Annotated in this window: 14 protein-coding genes; 1 reads left to right on the top strand and 13 read right to left on the bottom strand. The window is 34.4% G+C overall.

All coding sequences use genetic code 11. The annotated features are described in order from the left end of the window. Position 1: 1 nt before the first annotated feature. From RT412_RS13050 to RT412_RS13040, 3 genes are all read right to left on the bottom strand, one after another. Positions 2 to 1,219, bottom strand: a complete 1,218-nt coding sequence (locus tag RT412_RS13050) for an NAD(P)/FAD-dependent oxidoreductase (protein WP_313344143.1) — start codon at positions 1,217 to 1,219, stop codon at positions 2 to 4. 4 nt (positions 1,220 to 1,223) lie between these two features. After that, positions 1,224 to 2,825, bottom strand: a complete 1,602-nt coding sequence (locus RT412_RS13045; protein WP_313344146.1) for an FAD-dependent protein — start codon at positions 2,823 to 2,825, stop codon at positions 1,224 to 1,226. Between the two features lie 199 nt (positions 2,826 to 3,024). After that, positions 3,025 to 3,450: an Lrp/AsnC family transcriptional regulator gene (locus tag RT412_RS13040; RefSeq protein WP_313344149.1), complete on the bottom strand. Its 426-nt coding sequence runs from the start codon at positions 3,448 to 3,450 to the stop codon at positions 3,025 to 3,027. A gap of 335 nt (positions 3,451 to 3,785) precedes the next feature. On the opposite strand from RT412_RS13040, the gene RT412_RS13035 reads away from it, so the two are divergent. Next, positions 3,786 to 5,117, top strand: a complete 1,332-nt coding sequence (locus RT412_RS13035; RefSeq protein ID WP_313344152.1) for an oxaloacetate decarboxylase subunit alpha — start codon at positions 3,786 to 3,788, stop codon at positions 5,115 to 5,117. Between the two features lie 36 nt (positions 5,118 to 5,153). Here the strand turns inward: RT412_RS13035 and RT412_RS13030 are convergent, their stop codons facing one another. From RT412_RS13030 to RT412_RS12985, 10 genes are all read right to left on the bottom strand, one after another. Further along, on the bottom strand, positions 5,154 to 6,599 hold the full coding sequence (locus tag RT412_RS13030; RefSeq protein ID WP_313344155.1) for a 4-hydroxyphenylacetate 3-hydroxylase family protein: 1,446 nt from the start codon (positions 6,597 to 6,599) through the stop codon (positions 5,154 to 5,156). A 99-nt stretch (positions 6,600 to 6,698) separates the two neighbouring features. Further along, on the bottom strand, positions 6,699 to 7,367 hold the full coding sequence (locus tag RT412_RS13025) for a GntR family transcriptional regulator (RefSeq protein ID WP_313344158.1): 669 nt from the start codon (positions 7,365 to 7,367) through the stop codon (positions 6,699 to 6,701). Positions 7,368 to 7,436: 69 nt separating this feature from the next. Further along, on the bottom strand, positions 7,437 to 10,955 hold the full coding sequence (gene nifJ, locus RT412_RS13020; RefSeq protein ID WP_313344160.1) for a pyruvate:ferredoxin (flavodoxin) oxidoreductase: 3,519 nt from the start codon (positions 10,953 to 10,955) through the stop codon (positions 7,437 to 7,439). 44 nt (positions 10,956 to 10,999) lie between these two features. Next, entirely contained in the window at positions 11,000 to 11,584 is a 585-nt protein-coding gene (locus tag RT412_RS13015; protein ID WP_313344162.1) for a hypothetical protein, read from the bottom strand. A gap of 16 nt (positions 11,585 to 11,600) precedes the next feature. Further along, a complete protein-coding gene (locus RT412_RS13010) occupies positions 11,601 to 12,116 on the bottom strand; it encodes a molybdopterin-binding protein (RefSeq protein ID WP_313344165.1) in 516 nt (171 codons plus the stop codon). Further along, entirely contained in the window at positions 12,113 to 12,475 is a 363-nt protein-coding gene (locus RT412_RS13005; protein ID WP_313344168.1) for a hypothetical protein, read from the bottom strand. The genes RT412_RS13010 and RT412_RS13005 overlap by 4 nt, the downstream gene beginning before the upstream one ends. 57 nt (positions 12,476 to 12,532) lie before the next feature. Next, positions 12,533 to 13,555: a hypothetical protein gene (locus RT412_RS13000; protein ID WP_313344170.1), complete on the bottom strand. Its 1,023-nt coding sequence runs from the start codon at positions 13,553 to 13,555 to the stop codon at positions 12,533 to 12,535. A gap of 21 nt (positions 13,556 to 13,576) precedes the next feature. Further along, on the bottom strand, positions 13,577 to 13,960 hold the full coding sequence (locus RT412_RS12995; protein WP_313344172.1) for a hypothetical protein: 384 nt from the start codon (positions 13,958 to 13,960) through the stop codon (positions 13,577 to 13,579). A gap of 172 nt (positions 13,961 to 14,132) precedes the next feature. Continuing rightward, positions 14,133 to 15,155 (bottom strand): alcohol dehydrogenase catalytic domain-containing protein, encoded by a 1,023-nt coding sequence (locus RT412_RS12990; protein ID WP_313344175.1) that lies wholly within the window; start codon positions 15,153 to 15,155, stop codon positions 14,133 to 14,135. A gap of 41 nt (positions 15,156 to 15,196) precedes the next feature. Then, the gene (locus RT412_RS12985; RefSeq protein ID WP_313344178.1) at positions 15,197 to 16,465 is read right to left on the bottom strand and encodes a lactate racemase domain-containing protein; all 1,269 of its coding nucleotides are present in this window, start codon (positions 16,463 to 16,465) and stop codon (positions 15,197 to 15,199) included. Positions 16,466 to 16,561: the final 96 nt, after the last annotated feature.

Below are 16,561 nucleotides of genomic sequence, written 5' to 3'. Positions count from 1 at the left end.
CTCATATTGAACTGTAATATCCGGCTGTATAACCTGAACTCCATGCCCATTGCAGATTAAACCCTCCGCAGTCTCCATCCACATCAAGAACTTCTCCGCATATATACAAGCCCTTTACTTTGTTTGATTCAAGAGTACCTGAATTTACCTCTGACATATCTATACCACCTGCAGTTGATTGTGCCTGCTGCCAGGTATTGTGACCCGTGACCTCAAATTTCCACTCTTTTAAAATATCTATAATTTTATAAATTTCTTTTTTGTTTAATTTTCCGCAATTTTTATTCAAATCCTCAAATCCGGCTTCCATTAATACTACGGGTATCAATTTTTTATTTATAAATCCGATCAAGCTTTCCTCCAGACTTTTATAACCTATATCTATAAATCTTGCTTGTAACAGTTCATAAAGCTGAAGCTTTGTTGTATCGGGAAACATATCAACCAATATATAAGCAATATTGCCTTTATTCAGTTCTTCAATTACTCTTCTGCTTATTTGCAGGACCGGAGGTCCTGAAATCCCATAATCGGTAAACAGTATTTCTCCTTCATCTTCTCTGATTAATTTATTATCCGTTACTCCTTTTACGATTCCGTCAAACCTTATTCCTGATATTCTCTTAAGGTATTTACTCTTTAATTTAAGCTGAACTAACGCAGGAAACGGCTCAATTATTTTGTGCCCCAGAGACTTAGCTATTTCATATCCTTTTCCGTCACTTCCAAGCTGCGGAGCTGCTTTACCTCCTGTTGCCAATATTACCTTGTCGGATAAATAGGCTTCATTACCAATAATACTGAATTTGTCTTTACTTTTTCTTAATTCTTTTATTTCGCAATCCGTAATCTCTGAAACCTTCAATCTCTCTGCTTCATACCTTAAAACATCCAATATGCTTGATGCCTGCAAGGAGTTAGGATATATTTTCCCCGATTCACCTTCATAAGGATGCACGCCTAAGCTTTCAAAAAATCTGAGTGTCTCGTTTAAATCAAAGAATTCCATTGGTGCTTTCGCTAATTTAACATTTTTCCCGTGATACCTGTCAATGCTCATGTTTAAATTAGTGTAATTGCATCTGCCGTTACCCGTTGCTAAGATCTTTTTACCGACTCTATTCAATTTTTCGTAAATTGTAACTTCGGCACCGTTTCTTGCTGCAGCAATTGCTGCAATAAGACCTGAAGCACCTCCGCCTATAACGGCTATTTTCATGGTATCATTCCTTTTTGTTCATTGGTTTGTAAAGCTTTATAATTTGTTCTGCTACTTTTAAGCCATCTATTGCCGCAGACATTATTCCTCCCGCATAGCCTGAACCCTCTCCGCAGGGATATATGCCTTTTATATTGCTTTGCAAATCATCATCTCTGTTTATACGCAGAGGTGACGATGTTCTTGTTTCAACACCTGTCAGAACTGCATCGTCTCTGTCAAAGTTTTCGAGCCATTTGCCGAATGCGGTTATCCCTTCAACCAAGCTTTCACACACATAGTTTGGAAGACAATCCCAAAGATTGGCGAATGCTGCTCCCGGTCTGTAGGTTGGATAAATTTCACCGAATGATGCAGAAACTCGTTTTTCCTTAAAATCTTTAAAGAGCTGCACGGGAGCATGATAATTGTTTCCCCCCAACTCAAAAGCTTTTCTTTCATATTCTCTTTGAAATTCGATTCCTGCTAACGGATTTCCTTCTCCGCCAAAATCCTCCGGATTAATTTGAACTACAATTGCCGCATTTCCGTTTTCTAAATCCCTGTCATGAAAGCTCATACCGTTTGTTACAACATGGTTATTCTCAGAGCTTGAAGCAGTAACTACCCCGCCCGGGCACATACAAAATGTATATACACTTCTTCCATTTTTACTTTTATGAACAAATTTGTAATCAGCAGGACCTAAATTTGGGTGATTTGCCAAATTTCCGTACTGGGATTCACTTATCATTTTCTGCGGGTGTTCAATTCTGACCCCTATGGCAAACGGTTTTGCTTTCAATTCAACCTTATCATTCAGCATTTCAAAGGTATCTCTTGCACTGTGTCCTATTGCAAGAACCAATACATCCGTATCAATTATATCACTTTCCGTTACAATACGGTATACTCTGTCGTCTTTAATTTTAATATCTGTCAACTGTTCTTCAAATCTAAAGGTTCCGCCCAAGCTTATTATTTTCTTTCTGATGTTTACCAAGACGTTTCTTAGCAAATCTGTACCTATGTGAGGCTTATTTAAATATGTTATTTCATCAGGAGCACCTGCATTAACAAACTCTTCTAAAACTTTTTTTCCTCTTTTAGACCTGTCTTTGATTAATGTATTAAGCTTTCCGTCTGAAAAAGTACCGGCACCGCCTTCACCGAACTGTATATTCGATCTTTCGTTTAATGTACCGTCTTTCCAAAACTTATCAATATCTTTAACTCTTTCTTTAACCTTTTTACCTCTTTCAAGAATAATCGGATTGTAGCCCTCTTCTGCAAGCAGTAAAGCGCAAAAAAGTCCCGCAGGACCACTTCCGACAACAACAGGTCTGTTATTAAGCAGCTTTTCACCTGTTGCTTCGACTTCATATATAAATGGTTCAACTACTGTAACATTATTATTTCTCTTAGAAATTTTAATATCGTTATAAAGCTCAACATCTAAAGCATATATAAATAAAATTTCATCCTTTTTTCTTGCATCTATGGATTTTCGAAATATTGATAAGGATTTTATTTCTTCTTTTTTAACCTTTAAGCTTTCTGCCGCTTTTATGTATAAATCTTCCTGATTATGATCTATCGGAAGCTTGACTTGCTGTATTCTTAGCATTAATTACACCTCTTAAGTTTAAATCTTACTTTATCTTAGCTTAATTTATCGCTTCAACATTATACCATAAATTAAAAAATAATCTATGAAAAATTGAGTACATCAAATATATTATTATTCTCATGACAAAATTTATGAAAAAAAACAATAAAGCAGCAGCCTTAATGTTTTTATGCTTTTACTTGTATTCACAATAATTCTAAATTTCTTTACCTTCTATAGGGCTGGACATTATGATGAATGTTTCAGTATTTCCAAAAAATTGAACCTTTCCCACAAGCTCTTCCAAGTGATTCATTTCTCTTAAATAAGCTTTCATAATCATGCTGTGAGGACCTGTAACATGGTAACATTCAACTATTTCCTCCGATTTTTTAGCAAACTCTAAAAAACCTTCCTGCTTTTCAGGCTTTATAGAAGCATTAATCAATACACATATCGGTTTCCCAACCTTTTCATTATTTATTACTGCTTTATATCTTTCGATAACTCCGTCATCCTCTAATCTCTTAACTCTTTCAGCAACTGCAGGCGGACTCAAAGATACTTCTTTGCCTAATTCCTTCATAGATATTCTTCCATCATGTTGCAATATGCTAATTATTTTGAAATCTGTGTGATCCATAATTACCGCCTTATTTAATTAGTTATAATTTCCAAATTATTTTTTATTAATAAGTATTTTCTTTAATTTTATTATTTAAATTATGTACTTATATTAATATTCATGATATTATACTGATAATTAAAAGTATATTTTAAAATGCTTTCAGAGTCAAACTGTTTAATTACCAAGATAATGTGCATTATTTTCCGTAATTATTATATCATACATACGTTATTAATATCAAGAAAAAGCTTAACATAATATGGTTAAATATGTAAAACTACAATTAAATAAAAGAATATAAGGTTTTTTATAGATAATAATAATTTTATAAATTATAAGGAGGAGGTACTATGATTAAAATTACCGAAACGTCCTTGAGAGATGGACACCAATCATTAATTGCTACAAGATTAGCTACAGACGAAATATTGCCTATTTTATCAGAGATGGATAAAGCAGGATTTCATTCTATGGAGGTCTGGGGAGGTGCTACATTCGATACCTGTCTCAGATATTTAAATGAAGATCCGTGGGAAAGATTAAGAAAAATAAGAGCAACTGTTAAAAACACTAAGCTTCAAATGCTTTCAAGAGGTCAGAACATCCTTGGATATAAGAATTATCCCGATGATATAGTTGAAAGATTTTTAAAGAATGCGATGTTCGAAGGAATTGATATAGTAAGAGTATTCGATGCATTAAACGATATCAGAAACTTGAAAAAATCAATTGAAGTTATAAAAAAAGAAGGTGCACACTGTCAATGTGCAATTTCTTACACCATAAGCCCGGTTCATACGACAGAATACTATTTAGATTTAATAAAAAATTTTGAAAATGAAGGTGCTGATTCTATCTGTATCAAGGATATGTCAGGTATACTGTTGCCTTACGAAGCTTATAATTTAGTTAAGGCGATTAAGGGAGTTACCGACCTTCCTTTAGAATTCCACACCCACTGCACAAGCGGTGTAGCGCAAATGGCAATGTTAAAAGCAATAGAAGCAGGTATTGACATTGTGGATACTGCAATTTCTCCGCTGTCTTCCGGTACATCGCAGCCTGCTACAGAGTCCTTAGCATTTACATTACAGGGAACAGAATATGACCCGCAGCTGAATGTGGATAGCTTAAACAATATTGCTGAATATTTCAGAGAGGTTATAAAAAAATATCAGGATAACGGTACATACAACATCAAGGTTCTTATGACCGAACCAAATACTTTACAGTATCAAATACCAGGCGGAATGCTGTCAAATTTGCTTTATCAAATGAAATCATTAAATGCAAGCGATAAATATGATGCTGTCTTAGCTGAAGTACCGAAGGTCAGAGAGGACTTAGGATATCCTCCGTTAGTAACTCCAATGAGCCAAATGGTTGGTGCTCAAGCAGTTTTCAACGTAATTTCGGGAGCAAGATATAACATCATTCCAACTGAAATTAAAAATTATGTAAAAGGACTTTATGGTAAGCCGGCAGCGCCTATTGCAGATGAAATAAAAGAAAAAATAATCGGAAAAGAAGAAGTTATAACTGTCAGACCCGCTGATTTATTATCTGACGAATATGATAAATTAAAAGCTGAAATAGGTGACTTAGCAAAATCAGAGCAGGATGTTTTGTCTTACGCACTGTTCCCGCAGGTTGCTAAAAGCTATTTTGAAAAAAGAAATTAATACAGGGGCTAATCCCCTGTATTTTAATCTTCTATTTTATATTTTAGCTATTTTTTTAGCCAGTTCTTTCTTTTCATTTATATTTCCCTGTCTTGAAATCATAATTCTCTGAGCTTGAGGCGAACCTGCTCCGTGCATTGATTCAGTTCTGTATCCAACAGCCGCTGTTCCAAGTGTTATGTTTTCGATTAATCTTAAAACCTTTAATCTGTCTTCTACAGAAATACCTTCAACGCCTTTTAGATATTTTTCTATATAAGGTCCTAACTTGGGATCTCTCAAATCTTTTTCCGAAGGCGCCGTAACCATTAAACCACCTGCGATATCTTCTGCCAATCTTGCTATTTCATAAGGGAATCTCGTTATGTTTTGCTTACACACATTAGCAAGTAACAAATCAATAATATAGTTTCCTGATTCGGTCTTGTTTCCTTCTGCAGAACAAGCTATGCCGCAGCTGTACAATGTTTCATTTAAATGAGTCATTTCAATTAGCTTATCCTTTACATGAGATGCTTTCTGAGCTCCGTTGTAATCTGCAATCAAAGCAGCCGCGCCGATTAAAACATCGCCAACTCCTACCTTGCAGCCTCCGTAGCTTTGTCTATGATATCCTGCAAATCTTTCTACCATCATACCAGCAAATTCAGTTTCACCGTTTAAAAATAATCTGTCATTCGGTACAAAAACATCTTCAAAAACAATAAGCGCTTCCATGCCGCCATATTCACAATTACCTATATCTAAATCCGAACCTTCTGATTTTCTTGTATCACAGGATTGCCTTCCGATGATCATAAAGATTCCTTCTGCATCCATTGGAACAGAAAAAGAAATTGCATAATCCTTATCATCCGGACTTAATGCGATAGTTGGCATTACTAAAACTTCATGTGAATTGCACGCACCTGTCTGATGAGCTTTTGCTCCCCTTACAACAACTCCGTCTTCTCTTCTTTCAACTACACGCAAATACATATCCGGATCCGATTGCTTGCTTGGTGGCAATGACCTGTCCCCCTTTGGATCAGTCATTGCTCCATCAACAGTTAAATCACTTTGTTGAATATACTTCATATACTTTACAAAGTTCTCAAAATATTTAGTTCCGTATTTCTTATCCGTTTCATAAGACGTGCTGTAAACAGCATTAAACGCATCCATTCCTACGCATCTCTGAAAGCACGAAGCAGTTTTCTGTCCTAACAGTCTTTGCATTTTTACTTTCTTTATTAAATCATCAGAACTTTGATGTAAATGTGTAAATCGATTTATTTTTTCACCTGTCAAAGATGATGTTGCTGTCATTAAATCTTCATATTCCGGCATCTGCGCCAAATCATAGGTTGCCTTAACTGAATTAAGAGAAGGTCTTAATATAGGATTGTCAACTGCACTCTCTATTTTTTCACCGAACATGTAAATTTGCATGTTCATCTTTTTTATACTTTCTATATATTGTTCACCTGTCATTAAAGCCATTATATAACCTCCTGTATTCTGATTGCTCAAGAATTTCCCCTGAGAATAGAGAAAAATAATATATATAATCTAAATGCCTCAACTTTGCCCTTTGTTTATTTAATTTAAATACATATTTATTATTTCTTGATCAATATTAAAAAAGTCTTCTAAATGTTGACACAATAAAATTTTTATCCTTTTATAGTCGCGATCAAATAATGCATCGACTATTTCATTATGTGTACCGATTTGATTAATACTGTCTTCAATATTTGTATACTTTGATATTTGAACAATGTGAATTTTCATATATAACTTCTCTTGGCTTTCAATCAACAAATCATTTCTGCCTATTTGAGCAATCTTAAGATGAAATTGTGAATCCAAAGAAATTCGTTCATAAATATCTCCTTTTTCAGCACTAACCCTACACTTTTCTGCGATTTCCCTTAATTGAGAAAAGTCAGAATTAGAACCGTTTCTTATAGCTAATTGGCATGAAAGGATATCTTGAGATAATCTCAGTTCTCCAATTTTTTTAATGTCATTCTCTTCATAGTGTTTTACTTCAGAATATCGATTTGGATAAATTGAAACTAATCCTTCTTCACTAAGTTTTCTGATAGCCTCTCTAACAGGAGTTCTGCTACATTTAACAATTTCAGTGATTTTCTCTTCAGGTATTTTTTCACCCGGTCGAATTTCTAAATGTAAAATCATATCTTTTATCTTTTCATATACCCTTGCGCTTGTGCTTATGCTTGTTGTTTCATTGCTCGCTTTCATGTCAATCTGCCCCCATTGCCAATTTTTACATAATTATATATTAACTATTTAAATATTTCAATATTTAAATTATTTGCCTGCTAAACGCTTATAATTATTTAATCTCTCATTAGCATCAATTTCGGCTTTCGCGAACAACTCTTTAGCTTTTTCAGGATACTGCTTTAATAAAGAAGAATATCTTACCTCGCTTAATAAAAATTCCTCAAAACTTGCCGAAGGTTCACCGCTATCCAAAGTAAACGGATTTTTACCTTGTTCTTTCAATACTGGGTTATATCTGTATAATGACCAATATCCGGCCTCAACTGCACGCTTTGCCTGATTTTGTGTTTTACCCATTCCATTTTTAATTCCATGATTAACACAAGGTGCATAAGCAATAATTAAAGAAGGTCCGGGATATGCCTCTGCTTCTAAAATGGCCTTAAGTGTTTGGTTTTGATTTGCACCCATTGCTACTTGTGCAACATAAACATAGCCATAACTCATTACCATCATACCCAAATCTTTTTTCTTTGTCTTTTTACCAGAGGCTGCAAATTTAGCAATAGCAGCAGTTGGTGTTGATTTTGATGACTGACCTCCGGTATTTGAATAAACCTCAGTATCAAATACTAAAACATTAATGTCTTCACCTGATGCAAGTACATGGTCTAATCCACCGTAACCTATATCATATGCCCAACCATCACCGCCAAATATCCAGTTAGATTGTTTAACAAAAACATCTTGCCTTTCATATATTTCTGCATATTCCGGTATTTCTTTATGATTTTCGAGAGCATTAGCAAGTTTTTCTGCTCTTTCACGCGTTCCCGCCGATATGGCATAACCCTCTATCCATTCTTTCATTACTTCTTTTAATTCTTCATCGGTTACATTCTCAAGGAGAATTTTTACTTTCTTCAGAACAGAATCTCTTATGGTCAAAGTACCTACATGCATTCCATAACCATATTCAGCATTATCTTCAAAAAGTGAGAATCCCCAAGCTGGTCCATATCCTCTTTTATCCTTTTTAAACGGAATAGATGGAGCTGAACCTCCCCAGACTGTGGTACAGCCTGCTGCATTTGAAATAACCATTCTGTCCCCAAATAATTGAGTTACCAGTTTAGCATATGGCGTTTCACCGCAACCGGCACATGCACCGGAGAATTCAAAATACGGCATTGCAAATTGGCTTCCCTTAACTGTAGATTTTTGTTTATCTGTAACCTCTATAAGGTCTAAATCTTTTGCATAATTCCACATGTTTACTAATTCATCTTTTTTATTTGACAAATTCCTCATTTCAAGTGCTTTTTCCTTAGCAGGACAAACATCTGCACAGTTTCCGCAGCCAGTACAATCTAAAGCAGACATTGCCATATAAAACTGTTTATCTTTATATCCTATAGCAGCCTTTGTTTCCATTGCTACAGGTGATGCTTCAACTTGCTCATCAGATAACAGCATTGGTCTTAACACTGAATGCGGACAAACAAATGAACATTGATTACATTGAATACATTTTTCTGCACTCCAATAAGGTACATCCACAGCTATTCCACGCTTTTCATACTGAGTTATGTCAGTTGGATAAGTCCCGTCTTCTATTCCATTAAAAGCACTTACCGGTAATGAATCTCCCTTTTGTCTATTCATAGGAATCATGACTTCTTTTACAAATTCCGGCAATTCATGATCCGTCACTTTTCCTTCATCCTTTGATGTTTTCCAACTATCAGGTACTTCCACCTTTACAATTGCATTAACTCCGGCATCAATTGCACTATTGTTCATATTGATAACATCTTGTCCTTTTCTTCCGTAGCTTTCAATTACCGCCTCTTTTAATAGCTTAATTGAATCTTCTAAGGACATTACATTTGATAATTTGAAAAATGCGGCTTGCATAATCATGTTAATTCTATTGCCAAGTCCTAATTTTCTTGCAATTTCAACTGCGTTTATTACATAAAAATCAGCTTTTTTATCTGCAAGTTTCCTTTTAATTTTAGAAGGCAATTCTTTTTCTAACTCTTTTTTATCCCAAACGCAGTTTAATAAGAATGCTCCCCCCTCTTTTAAATCATCTAACAAATCATATTGATTTACATAGGCAGGATTATGACAAGCAATAAAATCAGCAGAATTGATTCCATAAGGAGATTGAATTTGATCATCGCCAAACCTTAAATGGGAAATTGTAACCCCGCCTGATTTTTTAGAATCATATGCAAAATATGCCTGTACATATTTATCAGTGTTATCACCTATAATTTTTATAGCTGATTTATTAGCACTTACCGTCCCGTCTGAACCTAATCCCCAGAATTTACATGCAATTGTACCTACAGGAGATGGATTGAATTTTTTGTCGTAAGGAACAAGGGATTTATTTGTTACATCATCTACTATTCCAACAGTAAATCCATCAACAGGATTCTCATTCTCAAGGTTTGTGAAAACTTCCATAACATTTGCAGGTGTAAACTCTTTTGATCCAAGACCATAACGACCGCCGATAATTAAAGGAGTATTTTCTTTTCCATAAAACGCATTCTTAACATCTAAGAAAAGAGGTTCTCCCAAAGCACCAGGTTCTTTTGTACGATCTAAAACGGCTATACGCTTTACCGTATCCGGTATTGCTTCTAACATATGTTTTATTGAAAACGGTCTGAATAAATGAACTTCCAACAATCCGTAATCTGAACCGTTCTTATTAAAATATTCAATTGTTTCTCTAATAGTATCACAGCCTGAGCCCATAGCAATTATTATACTTTCTGCCTTTGAAGAACCGTAATAATTAAATAATTTATAATCCCTTCCGGTTAGTTTATTGATTTCATCCATGTAATATTGCATCACTTCCGGAATAGGTTCATAGAATTTATTTATAGCCTCTCTTGTTTGAAAGAAGACATCAGGATTTTGTGTTGTACCACGAAGAACTGGTCGATTAGAATTCAAAGAATTATTTCTAAACCTTTTTACAGCATCCATATCTACTAATTTAGCTAATTCATCATATTCTAATATTTCTATTTTTTGCATTTCATGGGATGTTCTGAAGCCATCAAAAAAATGAAGAACGGGAATTCTTGTTTTTATTGCTGTCAAATGAGCTATAGAACCCAAGTCCATACATTGCTGTACGCAGCTTGAAGCCAGCATAATAAAACCCGTCTGACGTGTTGACATAACATCCTGGTGGTCTCCGAAAATGCTAAGTGCATTTGAAGCCAATGAACGCGCACTTACATGGAATACTGCCGGTAATAATTCACCTGCTATTTTATACATATTTGGTATCATTAATAACAATCCCTGTGAAGCTGTATAAGTTGTTGATAATGCTCCACCCTGTAAGGATCCATGCAAGGCTCCGGCAGCACCTCCTTCTGATTGCATTTCCTTTACCACTACTTCGTTACCAAATATATTTTTAACGCCGGCAGCTGCCCATTCATCAACATGCTCTGCCATTGACGAGGAAGGTGTTATAGGAAATATCGCTGCCATATCTGTAAAGGCATAGGATGCATAAGCCGCTGCCATGTTACCATCCATTGTTTGAGTTTTTCTCTTACTCATTAATTAGCTCCTTTCATTTTTTATAATTTTGTATTTCTTATTGTTTAATTGAAAGTTTTATAGTGTTTACCATTGTTATCAGACACATATATACCGCCGCGGCTCATATAACCACTTCCATCTTCTACGAGGATATATAAATCTGTAATTTCACTAAGTTTATTTATTACTATATCAATATCATATTTTCCTTTTTTATATTCTATTAATATGTTTTTTAGTTTTAATCCATCATAATAAGAGCCTTTAAAAGCAGCTCCCGGTCCCCCAGAGAATGATGTTAAATATATGTCCGTTATTATCTCCTCAATCTCTTCTTGAGCTGATTCATTTTGTTCATATGGACTTCCTATAATACCGCCTGTTTTATTTTTTATATTGTCGATTAATATAGAAGCACCAACTACCGATACCCATTCCGGAGATATTTTTTTTATTGCTTCAGCCAATGTGTAATCAATAATATATTCATCCTTCGACTGTCCTAACATAAACTCACTTATCTTTTCATATATGTTACTTGTTTCAAGCTTTTTACCTTTTGGACAGAATCCCCCCACAATAATACTAAAATTATCTTTAGTAAGTGTTTTTAATAAAAAAGATTCATATGCAATTGTATTTTTCATTTTACTCCCATAATAATTATATAAAGTATTGAGCCTTTACTGCATTTGCCATATTTATGTTAATTTGCTTCAAGTCACTGCGGTTTTCTTCATAAGATTTTTTAAAAGCTTCAATAGCAGCACGGGCTTCCTGATATGGTCCCGGAACATTAATAATCATAGTTTTATTTACTTCTCCGCAAATTAACTTACTCCACATGTGACCATTTTTCCCATAAAGTTCAGTTGAATATTTTTTGTCTAATATGGAATTCAACGAGGTATGAGTATAATCTTTACACAGGGTTGAACTATATCTGTGCCCTCCGCCTGAACCGCCTATTAATATAATCAAATCTACATTCTTATTTATGTAGTCCTTAACACAATCAATTATCATATTTTCAACGTCAGGTATTGGTTCATTTCTTATTACTAAGCATTTATTGTTAATGCTTAATAAAACTTGCATTATCATAGGACTATCAGTATCTAAAACTATACCTGACCTAAGTTCATCTCCGGTTGGGATAATTACAGCCTTGTTAATCAAATGCTATTCCACCTTTCTCCTTTGCATCCATTCTCCGTATATTCTGGTATAGAGTCTATATCAACACTTTGAATTTTTTTTACAGTGGATAAAGAAGTTATATCCGATATGGTTATACCATCTGCTAAAGCTATAGCTCTAATTAAGCCGGTTTCTTCTCTTAATATGTCTTCTTCTTCAATTCCGTAAATGTCCATATCTATTGAAGTCCCTGACACACCAATAATTCTTATTAAGCTTTTTAATTTATTTTTCAATATTTCTTCAAGTTGTTGAATGTTTAATCCTTTAACCTGTAACCCGGTAATTTTAACCACCGTTTTATCAACTTGAACTATAACTTTAATATCTTCCTGCATACTATCACTCCATTACTACCATGACGGGAAATCCTCTTCCCGCCATGGTATAAAGATTTATACTTCTACATATTTAACTTGTACTATATCTGTGACATTAAATCTGTGTGGATTATCAATTCCGGGAATAATTTCATGTGACCTTTCAATTATTTCCTCAGGTGTTAATTCTTCTACATCTGCCCTAATCCATTCCTTAGTACATCCAACACTAGCTAATTCAGCATAAGCATTTTCTTCGATATTCTCATAATCCGGTTTAATCTTCATATGTCTGGCTATAGATAACACTGATGGAGATGCTCCTATGTCCCTGCCCGGTATAACGCCTGATTGTAATGAATTAATAATTGATTTTGCTAGTTCACTTTTATCAGCTGCAATTACAGGAATATGACTTTTTAAAAATTTAGCATATTCACCGGAGTTATGCGCCGTTTTACCACATTTCCATTGTCTTCTAGGAACTATGCGTCCGTACTCTTCTCCTACAACCATTCCTATACCAACAGAAATAGTCCAGCCGGTACCTCCTATTTCCACTTTCCCATCTTTCATAATTTCAACCTGACCTGAAATAGGAAGAAGTAATTCTTCCATATTAATATAATGCATCATTTCAGTTCCTGAGTTGTTATTTCCGGCTCTTCCTGTCAGTACTGCATTATGAATCGGAATTGCTTTAGTGTTAGGATTTGGTCCCATAAATAATTTTCTGTCAGGGAATAATTTTTTCCATTGTTTTAAATGAGGTTCTTCTTTTATAAGCTCTTCTGAATATGGTATTTCCACCATTTCAAGATAGCCAAAATCTTTATTAATTTTGCCATAATCAGATGCTGCCATACAAACCATCGCACCGTCCAACATGATACCATTACTGTTTGTTGTTGTAGCTGTCATATCAAACATGTTTAAACCAGCCGGTCCGGGAATTGTAGCAGCTATTTTTTCACATGCTTCATACATTGTAAGATTACAAGCTTTAACATCTGCATAATCTATAAAAACTGCCGTTACAGGAATATAAATATCCTTTAGCATTCCTTCAGGAATAATTTTATATTTCAATTTGCTCATTTTATACCTCCATTCTATTTATTAGTGTTTTCCTATCGGTGGTCTTCTATCTATAATATCCGGACAATCATGAATCAAAATATCTTCTGTAGGATGTAGAATATTAATTGTTTCAAGTATAGCATGAACAGGGTTTCCATCTTTATCAAAACCACGGATTACAGCGCTATGCATAGACTCAGGAATACGTGGAATAACAGCGACTTCAATTTTATAAACATCTTCCTTTTTAGCTAAATCTTCTACTGCACGTTCAATTCTTCCTGTTCTGTTAGATTGCATCTTAGCAGTCTTTAAATTTTCCAAACCTACAACATCGCATTCTTTATAAACAGAACCCATCGTTGCGGCTATAGCCTTCATTTTACGAATGAATTCTGGTAACTTTGTGTGCATTAATTTCATAACACAACCTCCTTGTTTATATTAATTATAGATACACTTCGTATCTATAATTATTTTTTAATAATATTAATTTATTAAGTACCCGCCATCTACATAAATTGTTTGCACAACTGCAACCATTCATCCATCTTTATGACAAATTGTTAATACACAATTACCTAAGATAGAAAGTTTAATTTACTACCGTAACTTTTATTAGATTGCCATGATTTACAGATAGGTTTGCCATGGTTTCCGGTAAGTCTCGTAATGCAATTTCCTGACTTAGAATAGGCTCTACATTCAATAATCCATCGTTAAGATATCCAACTACTTCTTTAAATTCATCATATCCGTATAAAAATGAACCTTTAACTTTTAGTTCTCTTGTTACGACTTGTTGCATTTCTAAATCTATATGCTTAGAGCTAATTCCAATCCAAACAGCCGTGCCTCCAAACGCCATTGCATCTATCCCTTGTTTTACGGTTTCGGTAATTCCAACAGCTTCCGCTACTGATTCAACACCCTTATTATTAGTTACAGTCATAATAGTTTCTTGCAAATCGTTTAATGCAGAATTAATAACTATATCTGCACCCATATTTTTTGCAATTTTTAACCGATAATCACTTAAGTCAGAAACAAAAATTCTATTTGGATTTTGCATTTTTGCACAAGCTAATGCCAATAGACCGATTGTACCTGCACCTATTATAAGAACATCTTTTCCGCTTAAATCTCCAAGATGCTTTACCGCCCTGTAGGAAACTGCCAATGGCTCCATAAGGCTTCCGACCTTATATGAAATATTGTCGTTAAGTTTAAAACATACTTTAGATGGTACACAAATATACTCAGCAAACGCACCGTCAACATCTAAAACACCAAATGCTCTTTTGTTAAGGCACAAATGCATATCTCTCTTTTTGCACATTTCACATTTACCACAAAAATCCAAAGGATAAACTGCTACTCTATCGCCTATTTTGAGGTCATTTACACCTTCTCCAAGCTGTAGTATTTCACCGGCAAATTCATGTCCCATAATTACAGGCGGAATTCTTCTACCTGTAATCCCTAAATATCCATGTATATCACTTCCACAAATACCACATGCTCTAACCTTTATTTTTACTTCATTATATTTTGGCGATACATCATCTACATCCTTATAAGTCAGAACATTATGTCCTTCATATATCACAGCTTTCATTTATCTCGCCCCTTTAGTCATGAATTAATTAATTTTTTTGCTTAAAATAAGTTTCCTTGTTCATCAAATTCAAAGGATTCAAGTTCACTTAATATTTCTATTTTTTCATTGTTCTTTACTTCATTCAGCAAACTTTCGGAAACAAACATTTCACTCATGCTTAATGTATCTTTAATTCTCACAATTCTTAAGTTTTTAGGTTCTTCAGAACAAACTGCTCTGATAGCTAACTGTATTGCACGTTTATCGCTGCTCATAGCAATTGGAATTCTCGCACCTATTATAGCTATAGCAGTTACAGCATTTGCATACATTGCATCTGTCTCTAACTTATCGAAAATTCTTTTTGTAGTTACGTCTGAAAGTCCTACACCAAAAGCATTTGATCCTGATTCCTTCGTTGTATCTAAGGTAACAATTTTATTAATTCTTATTTCTTTATTTTTGTAACCAATCATTCCCCTGCCTATTATGTTTGGATCCATACCGTTACCGCTTATGTTTTTTCCTATTTCATCAACAATTAAAACATCAATATCGTTAAAGAGGAACTTAGGAAGTTGTTTCTTGGATCTTATTAATAATTTTGCTTCTGATTCAGCAATTTTCGCTGTTGGTATAAATTCAATATGACTGGTTTCGTCATATGCATTTTCTAAAAGACCTACTCCAAATATTATATTTCCATGTTTCAATGCATGTCTTGCGACAGATATTATTCTGGGTGCTGCTTTTCCTAGCCCCATAGCATGTACTACCTGTGCTCCTAAATGGTTTCCCAAGCCTACAGCTATCATTTTATGAAGACCGCTTTCTATTTCTCCATCTATATCCGTATGTGCCTTTATTCTTCCTAAAACTATAACTCCATCAAGTTCACTGGCAATCTTATCATAATATACCTCCAAACCCGTTTCAGTAGTTCCAAGGTTAATAACTTCCATGCTAGATTTTATTTCTGCTCCTACGTATTCTTCTGTGATACCCAACCCTCTAATAAAATCTGCCTGTCCTTCTGCAATTGCACCTCCATGGCTCCCCATACTCGGAAGTATAATTGGAGTAGCACCTAAATCTTTGATATTACTGCATAAAAATTTTACTATATCTTTGAGATTTGCAAGACCACGGCTGCCAACAGTTATACCTATTGTTTGATTTGCTTTTATCGTTCTTTTTATGTCTTCTCTTTTAAATTGCAAGTTAATATGTTTCTCAACATCATCAATCTTAGTTGTATCAAAAAATTGTTTAATGCGAGCAAATTTAGGAACTTCAATATTATCAAGCATGCTTCCCATAACATCCATTGTATAACACCTTCTTTATTTTTATTAATACATATTTCTAAAAAAACTAATCTATTTTCCGTACAACCTTGGTAAAGTCAGAGAAATTTCAGGGAA

The sequence above is a fragment of the Sedimentibacter sp. genome, assembly GCF_032080165.1.
Classification (GTDB): Bacteria; Bacillota; Clostridia; order Tissierellales; family Sedimentibacteraceae; genus Sedimentibacter.
This window is presented reverse-complemented; position numbering and strand designations above follow the sequence as displayed.